Raw genomic sequence first — 18,536 nt, forward strand, 5'->3', positions numbered from 1 at the left:
AGGGCCCGGATGCCGAGGCATCCGGGCCCTCGTCTGCTCGCGTCAGACCAGCGAACGCAGCACGTACTGCAGGATGCCGCCGTTGCGGTAGTAGTCCGCCTCACCGGGGGTGTCGATGCGGACGACCGCATCGAAGGTGATGGGCTCGCGACCCTCTGCCGAGAACTCGCTCGGGGTGGCCGTGACCTTGACCGTCTTCGGCGTGGTGCCCTCGTTGAGGGCGGTCAGACCCTCGATCGAGATGACCTCGGTACCGTCGAGGCCGAGCGACTCCCAGGTCTCTCCCGCGGGGAACTGCAGCGGGACGACGCCCATGCCGATGAGGTTGGAGCGGTGGATGCGCTCGAAGCTCTCGGTGATGACCGCCTTGACGCCGAGCAGGTTGGTGCCCTTGGCCGCCCAGTCGCGCGACGAGCCAGAGCCGTACTCCTTGCCGCCGAAGATCACCAGCGGGATGCCCTGATCCTGGTAGTTCTGCGACGCGTCGTAGATGTACGCCTGCGGACCGCCCTCCTGGGTGAAGTCGCGGGTGAAGCCGCCCTCGATCTGCTGACCGTCGTTGACGGCCTTGACCAGGGCGTTCTTCAGGCGGATGTTCGCGAACGTGCCGCGGATCATCACCTCGTGGTTGCCTCGACGCGATCCGTAGGAGTTGAAGTCGCGCTGCTCGACGCCGTGCTCGGTGAGGTACTGCGCGGCCGGCGTGCCGGCCTTGATGTTGCCGGCGGGCGAGATGTGGTCGGTGGTGACCGAGTCGCCCAGCGTGGCCAGCACGCGAGCACCGGTGATGTCGGTGACGGGCGCGGGGGTGAGCTCCATGCCGTCGAAGTAGGGCGCCTTGCGCACGTACGTCGAGGCTTCGTCCCACTCGAAGATCGGACCGGTCGGCGTGGGCAGGTTCTTCCAGCGCTCGTCGCCGTCGAAGACGGTGGCGTACTGCTTGATGAACTGGTCGCGCGAGATCGACGAGTCGATGATCTCCTGCACCTCGTCGGCGGCGGGCCAGATGTCCTTCAGGAAGACATCGTTGCCGGCCTCGTCCTGACCGAGCGGGTCGGTCTCGAAGTCGAAGTGCATCGAGCCGGCGAGGGCGTACGCGACCACGAGCGGCGGGCTGGCCAGGTAGTTCATCTTCACATCGGGGCTGATGCGTCCCTCGAAGTTGCGGTTGCCCGAGAGCACCGCCGTGACCGCGAGGTCGTGCTCGTTGATCGCCGCCGAGACCTCTTCGATCAGCGGGCCGGAGTTGCCGATGCAGATCGTGCAGCCGTAGCCGACCGTGTAGAAGCCGAGACCCTCGAGATCCTTGTCGAGGCCGGACTTCTCGTAGTAGTCGGTTACGACCTTCGAGCCGGGGCCGAGCGTGGTCTTCACCCACGGCTTCTGCTTGAGGCCCTTCTCACGCGCCTTGCGGGCGAGAAGGCCGGCTGCGATCATCACAGACGGGTTCGACGTGTTGGTGCACGAGGTGATGGCGGCCAGGGTCACCGCGCCGTTGTCGAGGATGTAGTCCTGACCCTCGGGGGTCGTCACCTTGACCGGGTTGGATGCGCCGTGGTCGCCGCTCGAGGCGAGCATGGAGTGCTGGTGCGCGCTCTCGTGCTGGTACGAGACGCCCTCCTCCGACACGTGCTCGCGCTCGACACCCGGCGCGTTGCCGGGGTCGGATGCCGGGAACGTGCCCTCGACCTCGACCGAGGCCTCGTTCGCGGAGGTGTAGTTCAGGATGTCCTTCTCGAACTGACTCTTCGCCTCGGCGAGCAGGATGCGGTCCTGCGGGCGCTTGGGTCCGGCGATCGAGGGGACGACCGTCGACAGGTCGAGCTCCATGTACTCGGAGTACGAGGGCTCCTTGTCGGCGTCGTGCCAGAGGCCCTGCGCCTTGGCGTACTGCTCGACGAGCTCGACAGCGTGCTCGTCACGGCCGGTGAGGCGCAGGTAGTCGATGGTCACGTCGTCGATGGGGAACATCGCCGCAGTCGACCCGAACTCCGGCGACATGTTGCCGATGGTCGCGCGGTTCGCGAGGGGGACGGATGCCACACCGGCGCCGTAGAACTCGACGAACTTTCCGACCACGCCGTGCTGACGCAGCATGTCGGTGATTGTGAGCACGACGTCGGTGGCGGTGACGCCTGCGGGGATCTCGCCGGTGAGCTTGAAGCCGACCACGCGCGGGATGAGCATCGACACCGGCTGACCGAGCATCGCCGCCTCGGCCTCGATGCCGCCGACGCCCCAGCCGAGCACGCCGAGTCCGTTGACCATCGTGGTGTGCGAGTCGGTGCCGACGCACGTGTCGGGGTATGCGCGCAGCACGCCGTCGACGGTGCGGTCGTAGATGACCTTGGCGAGGTGCTCGATGTTCACCTGGTGCACGATGCCGGTGCCGGGGGGCACGACCTTGAAGTCGTCGAACGCGGTCTGGCCCCAGCGCAGGAACTGGTAGCGCTCGCCGTTGCGCTGGTACTCGATCTCGACGTTGCGCTCGATCGCGTCAGGTCGACCGAACAGGTCGGCGATGACGGAATGGTCGATCACCATCTCGGCGGGAGAGAGCGGGTTGATGCGGTTCGGGTCGCCGCCGAGCGCCGTGACGGCCTCGCGCATGGTGGCGAGGTCGACGATGCAGGGCACGCCGGTGAAGTCCTGCATGACCACGCGCGCCGGCGTGAACTGGATCTCGGTGTCAGGCTCCGCAGTGGGGTCCCACGATCCGAGCGCCTCGATCTGCGCCTTCGTCACGTTCGCGCCGTCCTCGGTGCGCAGCTGGTTCTCGAGGAGCACCTTCAGAGCGAAGGGGAGCTTCTCGCTGCCGGGGACCGAATCGATGCGGAAGATCTCGTAGTCGGTGCTGCCGACTGTCAGGGTGCTCTTGGCACCGAAGCTGTTCACCGTGGACACGAATCCGTCTCCTTCTGATCGGATGGGAGCGACAGGCGCTTCCATCTTGCTCGCCGAGTGAGCACCAGGGCTAGCAAGGCCTGCCTTACCAGTCTGCGCCGGACGACCGCTCGGCGGAATGAGCAATTTATCTTGACGTCGAGATAAATCTAGCAGAAGAGACGCCGCTCGGCGGCTACTCGACGCGCCGGTAGAGCGCTCGGACGACCAGCCACGTCACGGCGACCATGGGTGCGAACAGCGGCAGACCCATGACCAGCTTGAGGGTGCCGAGCAGGGTGACCTGATCCGTGAGGTACAGCGGCAGCTGCACCGCCAGGCGCAACAGGAACAGCGCGCCCCAGGCGAGTCCGAGCCAGAAGAAGGCGCGGCGCTTGCGCCGGTCGTCGCGCCACGCGGTGCCCTCCCCCATCAGGAATCCGACGGCGAGGCCGATGATCGACCAGCCGATCAGGGCGGCGACGACCATCACCGTGCCGTAGAGCGCGTTCGTGATCAGACCGGGGATGAAGTTGTCGGCGCCGCGTCCCGTCCACAGCGCCAGCCCGGCAGCCGCAGCTGCGGCGACCAGACCGCCGAACGCCGCAGCCGGTGGTGACTTCTGCACGAGCCGGACGATCGTGAACACGGCGGCGATCCCGACCGACACGCCGAGCGACAGCAGCAGCGGGTCGGGCCGGAGGGTGAACAGGATCACGAACGCGAGACTGGGCAGCACCGACTCCACGATCCCGCGCCATCCGCCCATCGCACTCCACACGACCCGGTGGGCGCTCTCGTCGGTCTCCGAGCTCAACCCGGCACGGCGGGCGGCGCCGCCGAGAGCGGCGCCGATGACGTCGGCCGCCGACGGCTCGGGTGATCCGGCGGGCTCGGGTGATCCGGCGGGCTCGGGCGATCCCGCGGGCACGGGCGAGGGACGCGCGGGAGCGCGCGACTCGCCCCGGTCGTCCGCCTGCGTCACGCCGATCCCGGCGTGGAGGGCATCTTCAGGGGGATCAGATCGCGCGGCGGCATCGGCGTCGCGCCTCGCACGACGACGATCGAGCGGAACAGGTCCTCGACCTGCTCGGCGGCGGACGGATCGGAGGCCGCATCGCCGCCGATGACTCCGCGCAGGAACCACCGCGGACCGTCTACGCCGACGAAGCGCGCCAGCCGCATGCCTGACCCCTCCGCGGCCGTCGCGGGCACCTCGGCGAGAAGCTCCCTGCCCAGGGTGCCCTCGCGCTCCTCGACCCGCCCGCCCTGCGTGCGGATCTGTTCGCGCAGCTGCACCCGCGTCTCATCCCACAGGCCGCGCGAGCGCGGCGCGGCGAAAGGCTGCACCTGCAGCGACGAGCCGGCATAGTCGAGCCCCACTGCCACGATCCTCTTGCTCTGCTCCTCGACCTCGAGGCGCAGGTTCAGGCCCTCGCGGGGCAGCACCTTGATGCCGCCGAGGTCGATGTACGGACGAACGGGGTTCGCCTCGCTGTCGTCGAACGGGCCGGCGGTCGCGCGATCGGCCGGTGTGGACTTCAGCGTGGGTTCGATCTCTTCAGTCATTCGCTCTTTCCCTGGGTATAGCCGGTCGACCCGAATCCGCCGTCACCGCGCGCACTCTCGGGCAGCTCGTCGACGGGCTCGAAATGCGCCTGCACGACGGGCATCACGATGAGCTGCGCGATGCGGTCGCCGACCGCCACATCGTACGCTTCCCTGCTGTCGGTGTTGAGCAGGCTGACTCTGATCTCGCCCCGGTAGCCCGCATCGACGGTGCCGGGCGAGTTCACCACGGTGATGCCGTGCTTGGCGGCGAGGCCGCTGCGCGGCACGACGAATGCCGCGTAGCCCTCGGGTAGCGCGATGCGCACGCCGGTGCCGATCAGCGCGCGCTCGCCCGGCTCGAGCCGGACGGCCTCGGCCGACACCAGATCCGCCCCGGCGTCTCCGGGGTGCGCGTAGAACGGCGCGTTCGCCGAGATAATGGGGACGGCAACGGAATGAGTCACCCCATGAGGCTAATGCAGAACACCCACCCCGACACGCGTGAGACCTACCGCGAACGACTGTCCCCCGGCCTGTGGCTGCTGGTCACCATCGCCCTCGCGGGACCGATGGTCTCGCTCGTGCTGACGCCGCTGGATGCGAGCCTGGCGCTGCTGGTCGGCGGGGGCGTCTCGCTCGTGCTGGTGACGCTGAGCATCGTGCTCTCTCCCACTGTCCGAGTGATCGACGGCGTGCTGCACGCGGGCCGCGCGCACATCGATGCCGTCTGGCTGGGCGAGCCCGCCGACTTCTCCGGTGAGGATGCCAGGGCGCGGCGCACGCATCAGATCGCCAGGGACGGGTGGAACCTCCTCCGCGGCGGGATCGACGGCGTGGTCGTCGTGCCCGTCACCGATCCCGACGACCCCGTGAACAGCTGGACGATCTCCTCGCGGACACCCGACCGCCTGGCCGCCGCGATCAGGGCGGCACGAGCTCAGCGCGGCTGATGCCGCTGACCACGGCCGGACCCGAGACACAGAACGCGCCCCGAGCCAACAGGCCGGGGCGCGTGCGTGTCGGTGATCAGGCGGCGCATTCCTTGCAGATCGGGCCGTCGGCGCCGTCGTGGTCGAGCTGCGAGCGGTGCTTCACGAGGAAGCAGCTCATGCAGGTGAACTCGTCCTGCTGCGCGGGCAGCACGACGACATCGAGCTCCATGTCGGAGAGGTCGGCGCCGGGGAGCTCGAACCCGGTGGGGTTGTCGGAGTCCTCGACATCGCCGGCACCGGACTGGGTGCTCGGCACGCGCTCCTTGAGGGCTTCGATCGACTCTGAGTCGTCTTCGCTCTTGCGAGGGGCGTCGTAATCGGTTGCCATGCGGTGATTCTCCACTTCCGTGGTGCGGTGATCGTGGGGGTGGGGGGATCCGATTTCGGGTGATCGGCGGGCCATAGTTTGCACGACTGAGCACCAATTAGCAAATGCCTTCAGGCCCGGTCGGGGAAACTCGCGGCACGCCCACGGTATTCCCCGCCCGATCACGGTGCGCGTGACACCATGAACGCACACCCACCAGAGGGGCATCAGCATGGAAAACGTCACCATCGTCGGAACGGAAGCGGGAGTCCTCGTCCTCGCCACCGAGTCCGGTCAGCGCTTCGCGCTGCCCATCGACGACGTCCTGCATCGCGAGGTGCGTCGAGCGACCCGCGAGTCGGAGCCCGCTCCGGCTCGTCTGGCCGCGAGCCCGCGCGACATCCAGGCGCAGATCCGCGCAGGTCTGACCGCCGCCGAGGTCGCGGCGCTGCTCGGCGTGAGCGAGGCGGATGTGGCGCGCTTCGAGGGCCCCGTCCTCGCCGAGCGAGAGCACATCGTCAACCAGGCGCTCGCTGTGCCGGTGCTGATCGGCAGCGAGGTCGAGCCCGATGCGCAGCCGACCTTCGGCTCGGCCGTGCGCGAGAAGCTGGCTGACCTGGCGGCATCGGACGAGCGCTGGGCGAGCTGGAAGGACGAGGCCGGCTGGACGGTCAAGCTCGAGTTCACGGCGAACGAGGTCGCACACGACGCGCGATGGACGTTCGACCCCCGCCGCAGCACGCTGTCGCCGATCAACGCCGATGCCGCGCAGCTCTCCCGGCAGGGCTCCCTTCCCGAAGGGCTCATCCCCCGCCTCCGGGCCGTCGAGGCGGAGCGCGTTTCGCCCTACAAGGACGACAGCCGCTTCGACTCGGGGGCATTCGGACCGCGCCTGCTTCCGCCGCCTGAGGAGGGTGAGGACTCCCCTGCCGCAGAGCACTCGAGCGCGGCCGTTCAGGATGCCGCGGCCCGCCGCGCCCCGGACGAGCACCGCACGAGCTCCGAGACCGCGGACCTGCTCGAGGCGCTGCGTCGCCGCCGTGGACAGCGCGAGTCCGCCCCGCTGTTCGAAGAGAGCGAGGAGGAGGACGCGTCGCCGCTGGCGCTCTTCGACGCGCTGGACGAGTCCGAAGAGGAATCGACCGCGGCGAAGCCGGCTGCAGAGCCCGCCGCCGAGCAGCCGAGCGGGCGCCGCAAGCGGCGCAACGCCATGCCCTCCTGGGACGAGATCGTGTTCGGAGCGCGCACAGACGAGTGACCCCTCGACAGGCTCAGGGACTCAACCGCGTCAGCGCCCGAAGGCGCCGAGCCTGATGAACGGCACACGCCATTCCTCCGGCGTCAGCGCACCGTGCTGCCCGACCATGCCGCGCCCGCGCTGGTCCTCGGCCTCGGCGTCGTAGAGGGCGACATTGCCACGGGCGATGACGAGCAGGTCGCCGATGCGCTGGCGCACGGCATCCGAGACCACCGGGCCGAACAGGCCGGCGTCGATCGCCTCGACGCGCCCCACCACGTCCGCCGTCCCCTCCAGATCGCGTCGCCAGCGCGCCAGCAGGGCCGCGTGGTCGACATCCGGCTCGGCGTAGACGTGCAGCATCCGCGGCTCGCCTCCGATGTGCCGGATGCCGTCATGCCAGCCGCCTGCGGCATCCAGAACGAGATGACGGTGCTGCGGCACATCGATCATCCCGTGATCGGCGGTGACCAGCACGCCCACCCCGTCGGGCACCGGCCGCGCCAGCGCGGCGTCGATGTCCTCGAGAGCGGCGACCCACTCGGCTGAATCGACGCCGTGCCGATGACCCGCCTTGTCGACCTCCGGCAGGTAGCAGTACACGAGGGCCCCGTCGTGGGCATCCGCCAGCTGCCAGGCCAGCTCCACTCGCTCGGCCGCACTGCGCGCCGAGCGGAATTCCGCGCCGCGCAGCGTCGCGGCCGAGAATCCGCTGCCGGCGTAGGCCGGGATCCCGAGAGCGAAGACCGGATGCCCGGCCGCTGCGGCCTGCTCGAACACGGTCGGAGTGGTCTGCCACTGCAGCGGGTCGATGCCTCCCGCCTCCCACCCGCTGAGCAGGTTCACCAGCGCGTCGGACTCCGGCTCGCGCACGCGGTAGCCGACCAGACCGTGCGCACCGGGAGCCGCTCCCGTGAGCAGACTGGTCAGTGCGGCTGCCGTCGTCGTCGGGAACACGGCCCCCGCGACGTCCTTCTTCGCCATCGCCGATGACAGCGTGCGTGCGTGCCCCGCGTGCGCGCGCAGCGACAGGGCGCCCAGCCCGTCCACGACCACCAGCACGGTCGACCGCACGGCGGGGAGGTCGGCGGATCCGCCGCGCAGCGAGGCGAGCAGCTGCGGCGCCACCCCGCTGATGTTCCGCGTCGAATCAAGGCTGGTCGGTAGGATGAGAGGCATCCGGGTCAGTCTCGCACAGGTGGCCCGACGCACCGCGCCCGAGCGTTGTTGCGAGTCCGCACCGAGCGACCAGCAGGAAGTCCATGCCAAAGCCCTCGTCATCCGAGCCCGTTCATGAGCGCATCCAGGACATCGACCTCTCGCAGGAGATGCAGGGCTCGTTCCTCGAGTACGCCTACTCGGTGATCTACTCGCGCGCGCTGCCCGACGCGCGCGACGGGCTGAAGCCGGTGCAGCGGCGCATCCTGTACCAGATGGCCGAGATGGGCCTGCGCCCCGATCGCGGCCACGTCAAGAGCGCGCGCGTCGTCGGCGAGGTGATGGGCAAGCTGCATCCGCACGGCGACTCCGCCATCTACGACGCCCTCGTGCGGCTCGCGCAGGACTTCGCGCTGCGCGTGCCCCTGGTCGACGGGCACGGCAACTTCGGCTCGCTGGATGACGGCCCGGCGGCGTCGAGGTACACCGAGGCGCGTCTTGCGGCATCCGCTCTGGCGATGACCGAGAGCCTCGACGAGGACGTCGTCGACTTCGTGCCCAACTACGACGGGCAGTTCCAGCAGCCGGCCGTGCTCTCGGCCGCATTCCCCAACCTGCTCGTCAACGGCGCCAGCGGCATCGCCGTCGGCATGGCCACGAACATGGCGCCGCACAACCTCATCGAGGTGGTCGCGGCCGCCACCCACCTGCTCGAGAACCCCGAGGCGACCACCGCCGAGCTGATGGAGTTCGTGCCGGGTCCCGACTTCCCCTCCGGCGGCATCCTCATGGGTCTCGACGGGGTCAGAGACGCGTACGAAACGGGACGCGGCGCCTTCCGCCTGCGGGCGAAGACCTCGATCGAACCGCTCGGGCCGCGCAAGACCGGCATCGTCATCACCGAGCTGCCGTACCAGGTCGGGCCCGAGCGCGTCATCGAGAAGCTCAAGGATGCGGTCACCGCCAAGAAGCTGCAGGGCATCAGCGATGTGCAGGATCTGACCGACCGCAAGAACGGCCTCCGTCTGGTGATCACCGTCAAGACCGGATTCGACCCGGCGGCGGTGCTCGAGCAGCTGTTCCGCTTCACGCCCCTCGAGGAGTCCTTCTCGATCAACAACGTCGCGCTCGTCGACGGCCAGCCGCGCACGCTGGGCCTGAAAGAGCTGCTGCGGGTCTACCTGCAGCACCGCATCGAGGTCGTGACCCGGCGCAGCCGCTACCGTCTGGCGCGACGCAACGAGCGACTGCATCTCGTGCGCGGCCTGCTGGTGGCCATCCTCGACATCGAGGAGGTCATCCAGGTCATCCGCTCGTCCGACGACTCGGAGGCTGCTCGCTCGCGCCTGCAGCAGGTGTTCGAGCTCGACGAGGTGCAGGCCGAGTACATCCTCGAGCTGCGGCTGCGCCGCCTCACCAAGTTCTCGCGTCTCGAGCTCGAGGCCGAGCGCGACAAGCTGCTCGCCGAGATCGCCGAGCTCGAGACCCTGCTCGCCGATCCCGCGCTGCTGCGGGCGCAGGTCGCACGCGAGCTGGATGCCGTGGCCGAGCAGTTCGGCACGCACCGGCGCACCCTGCTGCTGAACGCTGCCCCACCCAAGGCGCGCACGACGAAGTCGGCGGCGGAGCTGCAGATCGCCGACGCGCCGACCACGTTGCTGCTGTCGACCACGGGCCGCGCCGTGCGCATCGACCTCGAGCCCGGCGGTGTCATCACGACGCCCCCGCGTCGCAGCAAGCACGATGCCATCCAGGCGCGACTTGAGACGACCACGCGCAGCGAGATCGGCGCGGTCACGACGGCCGGGCGCGTCGTGCGATTCACCCCTGTCGACATCCCCGCCGTCCCCGCCTCGTCGGTCGGTCTGGGCGCCGGTGTGCGCATCTCCGACTATCTCGGACTGACCGATCGCAGTGAGCGGGTCATCGCTCTCATCCGGTTCGACGACGACACGCCCCTCGCTCTCGGCACCAGGGACGGCGTCGTGAAGCGCGTCGTGCCGTCGACCCTGGCGGTGCGCCCCGAGCTGGAGGTCATCGGGCTGAAGCCGAAGGACGTCGTCGTGGGTGCGGCACCCGCCCCCGACCACGCAGAGCTCGTCTTCATCACCTCGGATGCTCAGCTGCTGCACTTCTCGGCGTCGAACGTGCGCCCGCAGGGGGCACCCGCCGGCGGAATGGCCGGCATGAAGCTCGGGCCGAAGAGTCAGGTCATCTCGTTCACGGTGATCGACTCGGCCGATGAGGCCGTGGTGGTGACGGTCTCGGGTTCCGAGGGCACGCTCGCCGGCGCTGACGCCGGCCGCGCCAAGGTCTCGTCGTTCGCCGAGTTCCCCGCCAAGGGCCGGGCCACCGGAGGGGTGCGGGCGCACGCGCTCCTCAAGGGCGAGGACGGGCTCCGCCTGGCCTGGGCCGGCGTCGACCCGCGCGCAGTGGGGACCGACGGCGCAGCTCGCGTCCTGCCCGCCTCCGGCGCGAAGCGCGATGGCTCGGGCCAGCCGCTGGACGCCGTGATCGGGTCGGTCGGCACCGCGATCGGCTGACCCTTCGGCGCGGTCAGGGCCCAGTTGGCTGAGGCCCTTCGGCGGGCTCAGGGACCCAGTTCACTGAGGCCCCTTCGGCAGGTCAGGGACCCCACTGGGCTCAGGGACCCAATGGGGCTGGGAGCTGCGGGGGCTCAGGCGTCGATGGCCTCGCGGCTGAGACGGTCGCTCGAGGTCATGATGAACTCCCGGCGCGGGGCGACCTCGCTGCCCATCAGCAGCTCGAAGGTGCGCACCGCGGCGTCAGCCGACTCGGCGTCGTCGATCGTCACGCGCCGCAGCAGACGACCGGACTTCTCCATGGTCGTATTGGCCAGCTGATCGGCATCCATCTCGCCCAGGCCCTTGTAGCGCTGGATCGGATCCTGCCAGCGCTTGCCGGCCTTCTGCAGCTTCGTGAGCAGCGCGTGCAACTCGGCCTCGGAATACGTGTAGATGGTCTCGTTCGGCTTCGAGCCCGGGTTCATGACGATCACCCGATGCAGCGGCGGAACGGCCGAGTACACGCGACCCGCCTCGACGAGCGGTCGCATGTAGCGGAAGAAGAGGGTGAGCAGCAGCGTGCGGATGTGCGCGCCGTCGACGTCGGCGTCGCTCATCAGGATCACCTTGCCGTAGCGAGCGGCGCTGAGGTCGAAGGAGCGGCCGGAGCCTGCGCCGATCGTCGTGATGATCGCCGCGCACTCGGCGTTGCCGAGCATGTCGCTGATCGACGCCTTCTGCACATTGAGGATCTTGCCGCGGATCGGCAGCAGCGCCTGGAACTCGCTGTTGCGTGCGTGCCGGGCGGTGCCGAGCGCGGAGTCTCCCTCGACGATGAACAGCTCGCTCTGCTCGAAGTCCTTCGAGCGGCAGTCGACGAGCTTCGCGGGCAGCGACGACGACTCCAGCGCCGTCTTGCGCCGCTGCGTCTCCTTGTGAGCGCGGGCCGACAGACGAGCCTTCATCTCCGAGACGATCTTGTCGAGCAGCATCGACGCCTGGCTCTTGTCGTCGCGCTTGGTCGAGGCGAAGCGCTCGGCGAGCTGCTTGCGCACCACCTGCGCGACGATCGTGCGCACGGCGGGCGTGCCGAGCACCTCTTTCGTCTGCCCCTCGAACTGCGGCTCGGGGACGGTGACGGTGAGCACCGCCGTGAGGCCGGCCAGCACGTCGTCCTTCTCGAGCTTGTCGTTACCGACCTTGAGGCGTCGGGCGTTCTGCTCCACCTGCCCGCGCAGGGTCTTCAGCAGCTCCTGCTCGAAGCCCTGCTGATGCGTGCCGCCCTTGGGCGTGGCGATGATGTTCACGAACGAGCGGATCGTGGTGTCGTACCCGGTGCCCCAGCGCAACGCGAGATCGACCTCGCACTCGCGCTCGACCTCGGTGGCCTTCATGTGCCCGTCGGACTGCAGCACCGGCACGGTCTCGGTGAAGCGCCCGCTGCCCTGGATGCGCCACGTGTCGGTCACAGGCGCGTCGGATGCGAGGAATTCGACGAACTCGGATATGCCGCCCTCGTACAGGTACGAGGTCACGCGCGGCTCCGCAGACGCATTCCCTTCCGCCGCCGGGGTGGCAAGCGGGCGGGCGTCGCGGATCTCGATCTCGAGGCCCGGCACGAGGAAGGCCGTCTGACGCGCCCGGGTCTCGAGCTCGGGAAGCTGGAAGGCGGCGTCCTTCGTGAAGATCTGCCGGTCGGCCCAGTACCTCACCCTGGTGCCGGTGACGCCCTTGGCGACCTTGCCGATCACGCGCAGCTCGCTCTGCTGCTCGAACGGCGTGAACGGCGCGTCGGGGCGAGGCTCGCCGTCATCGGCGAAGATACCAGGCTCGCCGCGATGGAACGACATCGCATAGGTCTTGCCCCCGCGGTCGACCTCGACGTCGAGGCGCTCCGAGAGAGCGTTCACGACCGACGCACCGACACCGTGCAGGCCGCCCGACGCGGCGTACGAGCCGCCGCCGAACTTCCCACCCGCATGCAGCTTGGTGTAGACGACCTCGACGCCGGTGAGTCCGGTGCGCGGTTCGACGTCGACAGGGACGCCGCGGCCACGATCGGCCACCTCGACACTTCCGTCGTCGTGCAGCGTGATCTCGATCTTCGTGCCGTTACCGGCGACGGCCTCGTCGACCGAGTTGTCGATGATCTCCCACAGGCAGTGCATGAGACCCGGCGACCCGTTCGAGCCGATGTACATGCCGGGACGCTTGCGCACGGCCTCGAGGCCCTCGAGAACCTGAAGATGGTGGGCGGAGTACTCGGCAGTCACAGTCATCGATTCTATTTCCGCGCGGGCACGGGCAGGACCGCGACACTCCCCGCGCGGCAAGGCAGTCGGCCGCGCGTACGCGCAGAGCGAAACACGCGTCGATCCGGGCATGCACACAGCACGCGCGTGGTTGTATTGAGCACGATCGCAAGGATCTGAACCGCTGAGGAGGCACCGAGATGAACGCCACGACTGAGCGCGAGACCGTCGAGTACCGCCTCACCGCGATGGACCGCTGCGACTCCTGTGGGGCGCAGGCGTACATCGCCGCCGAGGTGAACGGCACCGAGATGCTGTTCTGCGCGCACCACGGACGCAAGTACGAAGAGAAGCTGCGCGCCGTCGCCACCTCGTGGCACGACGAGACCGCCCGCCTCATCGAGGCCTGAGCGGCTCAGTCGACCACGAGTCGTCGCACCGCGGGGGTGAGCCTGGTGATGATCTCCTCGCCGACCGTGTCCACACGCTCGGCGAGGGCTGTCGCATCCGGCTCGCCCTGCGTGCCGGGGCCGAACAGCACAACACGCTGACCCGCGCTCGCGCCTTCCCACGGCTCGACCGTGAGGGCGTCGCCGCCGATGTCGATGATGCGACGCGATCCGCCGGGCGTCGCGACCTCCGCTCCGCGCAGGATGGACGGCAGGCCGTGAAAGGCTCCGATCCCGACGCGGACGGCATCGGCTGCGATCTCTTCCACCGGGGCGCTGAGCCGGGCGATCAGCCTGAGACCGTCCAGCGGCGGTCCGTCCGCCGATCGGATGCCGTAGCAGAACGCGCCGACGCGACTCAGCGAGCCTCGCAGCTCGGGGCGCCACCACGCAGCAGCGGACGCGGTGAGGTGCAGCACCTCGGGCTCGCCACCGGCGGCGACGAGCTGCTCCACCGCATCGAGGAACACCCGCTGGGATGCGTCGTCGTCGGCGTCGCTTGCCTCGGAGAGGTGGCTCCACACACCCGAGATGCTGATGCTGCCGCGTCGCTCGGCGGTTCGTGCGGTGCAGACCGCGTCGTGCCACTGCTCGGGACGGAAGCCGTTGCGATGCAGGCCCGTGTCGATCTTGAGATGCACGCGCACCCGTGCGCCCGCGGCTTCGGCCTCCGCGATCACATCGTCGAGATAGGCGGCCGATCCCACACCGAGGTCGATGTCCGCGGCGATCGCCTGCGCGATCTCCGTACGCGGTGATGTGGCCCAGGCGTACACCCGCCGGTCGGTCAGAGCGCGAATGCGCAGCGCCGTCGGGATGTCATAGCCCCCGAACCAGTGCACCCCGACCGCGGACGCCTCGGCGACAGCCCAGTCTATGCCGAGACCGTACGCGTCGTCCTTCATGACGAGCAGCAGCTCGGACGGCGCCAGGCGTCGTCGCACCGCCGTGACGTTGTGTCGGAACGCGCTCCGCGAGATCTCGAGCAGAGGTCCGCTCATGCGGTCCACTCCTTCTGTCCGTGCAGCCCTATCACCACGGCCATCTCGAGCGGGGTGAGTCCGCTCACCGTCGACCAACCTGCCAGCCCGTCTCGAGCGCCCCCGCGACCGCCGAAGTACACGACGGGCGCGCCGTCGTCGACCTCGCCGCCCTCCAGGTCGACCACGCACACGTCCATGGCGATCCGTCCCACGATGGGGAGCATCCGATCGCCGATCCCGACGCGCACCCGATTGCCGAGGATCCGAGGGATGCCCTGGGCGTAGCCGCCGGTCACCAGCGCGACGCGCGTGTCATCGGCAGCCCGGTGGGTGTAGCCGTACGAGACCGCCTCGCCGGCGCGAAGCGACTTGGTCGAGAGCACTCTGCCCTGCAGGCTCATCACCGGTTCGCGAGGCGCCTGGACTGAGGCATCCGGGATCCCGAAGAGCGCGGCCGGGTCGACATCGGCCTCTCCGTCTGTCTGCACGTTCAGATCGGCATGGGCGGATGCCGCAGCGACGTCGGCCGGGTCGACGATCACATCCGTGACCCCCGCCTCGGCGAGCACCGCGAGCACGTCAGCTGCTCCGTGCCCGAAGCCGTCGTGCCGGAGGTCGACACGCGCGCCCGGCGCGACCAGAGCGCGCGCCGCTCGATCGAGCGCCCCTCGGGAGAGGAGCACCCGTGGCAGCGCACTGCTGACAGTCATGACGATCTCCCGCTCTCAGAGCTGGATGGTCTTGAAGCCCTTGTCGTGGATGAAGCGCTCGATGGCATCGCGTGCGCCCTTCGCGTACTCGTCGAACGAGCTCGCGGCCGCGGCCGGAAGCTCCAGGCCGCGACGGGTGGCCACTGCGCCGACGAGCACATCGGCCAGGGCGGGGTTGAGCGGCAGCACCGGGCCCTGCACGTTGCCGGTGACGGCGTTGCGATGGCGCACGAACTCTCCGCGGGCAGTCCCGCGCGCGTAGCTTCCGCGCCCGGCGACCACCGTGCCGTACGCGGCGGCCTCATCGGTCAGCGTCCACTCGGAGGCGTGGTCCTCGAAGCCGACGACCGCGGCATCCTGCGTGCGGACGGTGATGTACCCGACGCGGCGGTCGCGGGTGCGTGCGACGCGGTACGGCATGACGCCCAGGCCCGTCACGCTGTCGCCGTCGGTGAGGTCGATGCGCTCGCCGAGCATCTCGGCCGAGCCGCCGACCGCGAACAGCGCGCGGTCATCGGCGATCAGCGCGCGCAGCTCATCCGCGCGCGCGAGGAAGTCCGCGTGCACGCCTCGCAGCGCCGAGAGCGGTCCGTTGCCGATGACGACGATGTCCACATCGTCCGGCAGCCGCTCGCCGACGCCGACGAGGGTGGTGGTCGACTCGATGCCCCGCGCGCGAAGCCGCTCCTCGAGGGTGCGCACGTTGCCGCGGTCGCCGGTGATGCCCAGCTCGGCGGGATACAGCTGGACGATGCTGATCTGCGTCATCGGCGCGCCACCTCCTGATCGCCGTACCCGAGGATGCGGCGACCGATCATCATCAGCTCGTAGTTGACGAACCATGTCTGCTTGCCGGCCGCGGTCTCGGGGAACGAGCGCATGATCTCGACCGCCTTCTCCATATCGGGCTCGACGGCGCCGATCTCGACGCCGGCGTAAGCCAGTGCCAGAGCCAGCTGATGTGCCTTGTCTCCGGTGACCACGTCCACACGCGGCAGCGCCGCGAAGTCGACGTCGTACAGCCAAGAGACGTCGGGGGTCCCCTCGTCGATCGCGATCAAGGCGCGCTCGGGCGTTCCGTCGAGCGCGTCCAGGTTCATCTGAATGCTGGGAGCGTTCTTGAACATGACGAACTCGACCTGCTCGCCGTTGCGGTCGCGACGCAGCGGGATGACCTCGCCGCGGCCGTAGGCGGGAGCCATGTTCGCGAAACCGGCGGCGGCGCGCGATGCGTCGAAATCGGCGCCGAGCACGCCGGATGCGACCGCCAGGGCGGCCGCAGCGTCGGCCGCGTAGTGCAGTCCTCGTGCGGGCAGGGTGATGCGGGCATCCGCTCCCCCGACATTCACGACCACCTCACGACCGGAGACTTCGCGGACCTCCGAGAACGCCTCGCGGTCGATGATGCCGGCCGTGCCGCTGCGGGTGTCGACCGCGTTGGCCAGACCGTGCGCGGAGGACGCGACGATGTCGGACGCGACTCCGAAGAAGGTCACGGGTGCGCGCATCGCGTCGACGTCGATCTTCGACAGGTAGGGGTCGTCGCGGTTGACGACGACGTGCGCGGAGGCGCGCTTCGAGGCCTCCAGCATCATGTCCGCGACCCGCTCGGTCTCGTAGAACCGGTACAGCTGATCGACCTGCACGTTCAGTGACAGGATCACCGACGGCGAGAGGCGATCGGCGAGGTCGGCGGCGAAGCCCTCATCGATCTCGAGCACAGCGACGTCGGCGCGGATGCGACCGGTGAGGGTCGCGTCGGCGAGCAGCGCGCTGGTGACCCCCTGCGGCAGGTTGGCCCCCGTCGGGTTGGTGAACACCCTCAGCCCGTGCGCGCGCAGCACCTCGCTGATCATGTGCGTCGTCGTGGTCTTGCCGTTCGAGCCCAGCACGAAGACGACGCCGTAGCGGAACTGGTCGGCCAGCGTCGGCAGCAGCGTCGGGGCGAGACGGTTGGTGAGGTAGCCGGGGAATGCGGACCCTCCCCCGCGCAGACGGGTCGCGAAACGCGCGAGCTTGCCCGCCAGCACGGGGAAGACGTACCGCAGGCCGGCTGAGCGCGCCTGAGGTGTCGCCTGCATCATTCGAGGTAGTCCCGCAGCGACTGCGACCGGCTCGGGTGACGCAGCTTGGCCATCGTCTTCGACTCGATCTGACGGATGCGCTCGCGCGTCACGCCGAAGGTGTCACCGATCTGGTCGAGGGTCTTGGGCTGTCCGTCGCCGAGGCCGAAGCGCATCCGGATCACACCGGCCTCGCGCTCGGACAGCGAGTCCAGCAGCTGCTCGAGCTGACGCTGGAGCATCGTGAACCCGACGGCATCCGCCGGCACGACCGCCTCGGTGTCCTCGATGAGGTCGCCGAACTCGCTGTCGCCGTCCTCGCCGAGCGGGGTGTGCAGCGAGATCGGCTCACGACCGTACTTCTGCACCTCCACGACCTTCTCGGGGGTCATGTCGAGCTCACGCGAGAGCTCTTCGGGCGTGGGCTCGCGGCCCAGGTCCTGCAGCATCTGACGCTGCACGCGGGCGAGCTTGTTGATGACCTCGACCATGTGCACCGGAATGCGGATGGTGCGGGCCTGGTCGGCCATGGCGCGGGTGATCGCCTGACGAATCCACCACGTCGCGTACGTCGAGAACTTGAAGCCCTTGGTGTAGTCGAACTTCTCGACCGCGCGGATGAGTCCGAGGTTGCCCTCCTGGATCAGATCCAGGAACTGCATGCCGCGACCGGTGTAGCGCTTGGCGAGCGAGACGACGAGGCGCAGGTTCGCGCCGAGCAGGTGGCTCTTGGCCCGCTGACCGTCGCGCGCCACCCACTGCAGGTCGAGCCCGAGCTGGCTCGACTTCTCGGCAGCCGACATCGTCGACAGCTTCTCCTCGGCGAACAGACCGGCCTCGATCCGCATCGCGAGCTCGACCTCTTCGGCCGCGTTCAGCAGGGCGACCTTTCCGATCTGCTTCAGGTAGTCCTTCACCGGGTCGGCGGTCGCACCGGTGATCTGCGTCGAGTAGACGGGAACGTCGTCCTCGTCCTTGGATGTCAGGACGATCGCGCCGGTGGGCAGCGGCTCGGTGAAGGCGGGCTTCTTGTCGCCCTCCTCGTCGTCGCCGTCCTCGGTCTCGACGCCCTCGTCATCGACCGGGGTCTCGTCGTCCTTCTTCTTCGCCGTGCGACGGGCGGGGGTCTTCTTGGCCGGAGCCTTCGCAGCGGTCTTCGTCGCCTTCTTGGGCGTCGCCTCGGCGACGTCGGTCACCTCCGCCTCGACGGCCTCGGTCTCGGCAGCGGTCTTCTTCGTCCGGGGGTTCTTGCTCGTGGCAGGAGTCACGTTTCGCCTTTCACGGAGCGGTGCGCGCGCTCCGAGCCGTTTCGGACACTAGTAAGACCCTTGTCAAGTCCATCCGCGAGGAATCTGTTGACAACGGGTCGAGCATCCATTATCACACACGACCGCGTCCGCTTTCTCCGATTCGCCGAATCCGCGCG

Annotated in this window: 16 protein-coding genes; 4 read left to right on the plus strand and 12 right to left on the minus strand. The window is 69.1% G+C overall.

The features are described 5' to 3' along the window. Positions 1–42: 42 nt before the first annotated feature. The 4 genes from V2S05_RS03870 to dut all read right to left on the minus strand — a co-directional run bounded on the left by V2S05_RS03870 (position 43) and on the right by dut (position 4,898). Positions 43–2,949 carry an aconitate hydratase gene (locus V2S05_RS03870; RefSeq protein ID WP_413633981.1) on the minus strand — a complete coding sequence of 969 codons (2,907 nt, stop codon included), beginning with the start codon at positions 2,947–2,949 and terminating at the stop codon, positions 43–45. A gap of 130 nt (positions 2,950–3,079) precedes the next feature. Beyond that, positions 3,080–3,814 (minus strand): DUF3159 domain-containing protein, encoded by a 735-nt coding sequence (locus tag V2S05_RS03875; protein ID WP_271639641.1) that lies wholly within the window; start codon positions 3,812–3,814, stop codon positions 3,080–3,082. Between the two features lie 50 nt (positions 3,815–3,864). Then, positions 3,865–4,452, minus strand: a complete 588-nt coding sequence (locus V2S05_RS03880) for a DUF3710 domain-containing protein (RefSeq protein ID WP_413633983.1) — start codon at positions 4,450–4,452, stop codon at positions 3,865–3,867. Next, on the minus strand, positions 4,449–4,898 hold the full coding sequence (gene dut, locus V2S05_RS03885; RefSeq protein ID WP_413633984.1) for a dUTP diphosphatase: 450 nt from the start codon (positions 4,896–4,898) through the stop codon (positions 4,449–4,451). Before dut ends, V2S05_RS03880 begins: the two co-directional genes overlap by 4 nt. A 3-nt stretch (positions 4,899–4,901) precedes the next feature. Between dut and V2S05_RS03890 the strand changes: the two genes are divergently transcribed. Next, the gene (locus V2S05_RS03890; protein ID WP_413633985.1) at positions 4,902–5,384 is read left to right on the plus strand and encodes a DUF3093 family protein; all 483 of its coding nucleotides are present in this window, start codon (positions 4,902–4,904) and stop codon (positions 5,382–5,384) included. Positions 5,385–5,460: 76 nt separating this feature from the next. Here the strand turns inward: V2S05_RS03890 and V2S05_RS03895 are convergent, their stop codons facing one another. Next, the gene (locus V2S05_RS03895; protein ID WP_071640407.1) at positions 5,461–5,754 is read right to left on the minus strand and encodes a DUF4193 domain-containing protein; all 294 of its coding nucleotides are present in this window, start codon (positions 5,752–5,754) and stop codon (positions 5,461–5,463) included. Positions 5,755–5,965: 211 nt separating this feature from the next. Between V2S05_RS03895 and sepH the strand changes: the two genes are divergently transcribed. Then, a complete protein-coding gene (sepH, locus tag V2S05_RS03900; protein ID WP_413633986.1) occupies positions 5,966–6,991 on the plus strand; it encodes a septation protein SepH in 1,026 nt (341 codons plus the stop codon). Between the two features lie 30 nt (positions 6,992–7,021). Here the strand turns inward: sepH and V2S05_RS03905 are convergent, their stop codons facing one another. Beyond that, a complete protein-coding gene (locus V2S05_RS03905) occupies positions 7,022–8,149 on the minus strand; it encodes an alkaline phosphatase family protein (RefSeq protein WP_413633987.1) in 1,128 nt (375 codons plus the stop codon). An 83-nt stretch (positions 8,150–8,232) separates the two neighbouring features. On the opposite strand from V2S05_RS03905, the gene V2S05_RS03910 reads away from it, so the two are divergent. Beyond that, entirely contained in the window at positions 8,233–10,671 is a 2,439-nt protein-coding gene (locus tag V2S05_RS03910) for a DNA gyrase/topoisomerase IV subunit A (protein ID WP_413633988.1), read from the plus strand. 134 nt (positions 10,672–10,805) lie between these two features. Here V2S05_RS03910 and V2S05_RS03915 read toward each other — a convergent pair whose 3' ends face one another. Further along, positions 10,806–12,932 (minus strand): DNA gyrase/topoisomerase IV subunit B, encoded by a 2,127-nt coding sequence (locus V2S05_RS03915; protein WP_413633989.1) that lies wholly within the window; start codon positions 12,930–12,932, stop codon positions 10,806–10,808. Positions 12,933–13,105: 173 nt separating this feature from the next. On the opposite strand from V2S05_RS03915, the gene V2S05_RS03920 reads away from it, so the two are divergent. Next, positions 13,106–13,315 (plus strand): hypothetical protein, encoded by a 210-nt coding sequence (locus V2S05_RS03920; protein WP_099196012.1) that lies wholly within the window; start codon positions 13,106–13,108, stop codon positions 13,313–13,315. Between the two features lie 5 nt (positions 13,316–13,320). Here the strand turns inward: V2S05_RS03920 and V2S05_RS03925 are convergent, their stop codons facing one another. Genes V2S05_RS03925 through V2S05_RS03945 form a run of 5 tightly spaced genes read right to left on the minus strand, consistent with a single transcriptional unit; the run spans position 13,321 to position 18,378 of the window. Further along, positions 13,321–14,355, minus strand: coding sequence for an alanine racemase (locus tag V2S05_RS03925; protein WP_413633991.1), 1,035 nt, complete (start codon positions 14,353–14,355; stop codon positions 13,321–13,323). Continuing rightward, entirely contained in the window at positions 14,352–15,047 is a 696-nt protein-coding gene (locus V2S05_RS03930; RefSeq protein ID WP_413633992.1) for an alanine racemase, read from the minus strand. Before V2S05_RS03930 ends, V2S05_RS03925 begins: the two co-directional genes overlap by 4 nt. A 15-nt stretch (positions 15,048–15,062) precedes the next feature. Next, the gene (locus V2S05_RS03935; protein WP_413633994.1) at positions 15,063–15,815 is read right to left on the minus strand and encodes a glutamine amidotransferase; all 753 of its coding nucleotides are present in this window, start codon (positions 15,813–15,815) and stop codon (positions 15,063–15,065) included. Beyond that, positions 15,812–17,128 (minus strand): MurT ligase domain-containing protein, encoded by a 1,317-nt coding sequence (locus V2S05_RS03940; RefSeq protein ID WP_413633995.1) that lies wholly within the window; start codon positions 17,126–17,128, stop codon positions 15,812–15,814. The genes V2S05_RS03935 and V2S05_RS03940 overlap by 4 nt, the downstream gene beginning before the upstream one ends. Beyond that, positions 17,128–18,378, minus strand: coding sequence for an RNA polymerase sigma factor (locus tag V2S05_RS03945; RefSeq protein WP_271637541.1), 1,251 nt, complete (start codon positions 18,376–18,378; stop codon positions 17,128–17,130). The genes V2S05_RS03940 and V2S05_RS03945 overlap by 1 nt, the downstream gene beginning before the upstream one ends. Between the last annotated feature and the right edge of the window lie 158 nt (positions 18,379–18,536).

It is taken from the genome of Microbacterium sp. OR16 (assembly GCF_047306725.1).
Classification (GTDB): Bacteria; Actinomycetota; Actinomycetes; order Actinomycetales; family Microbacteriaceae; genus Microbacterium.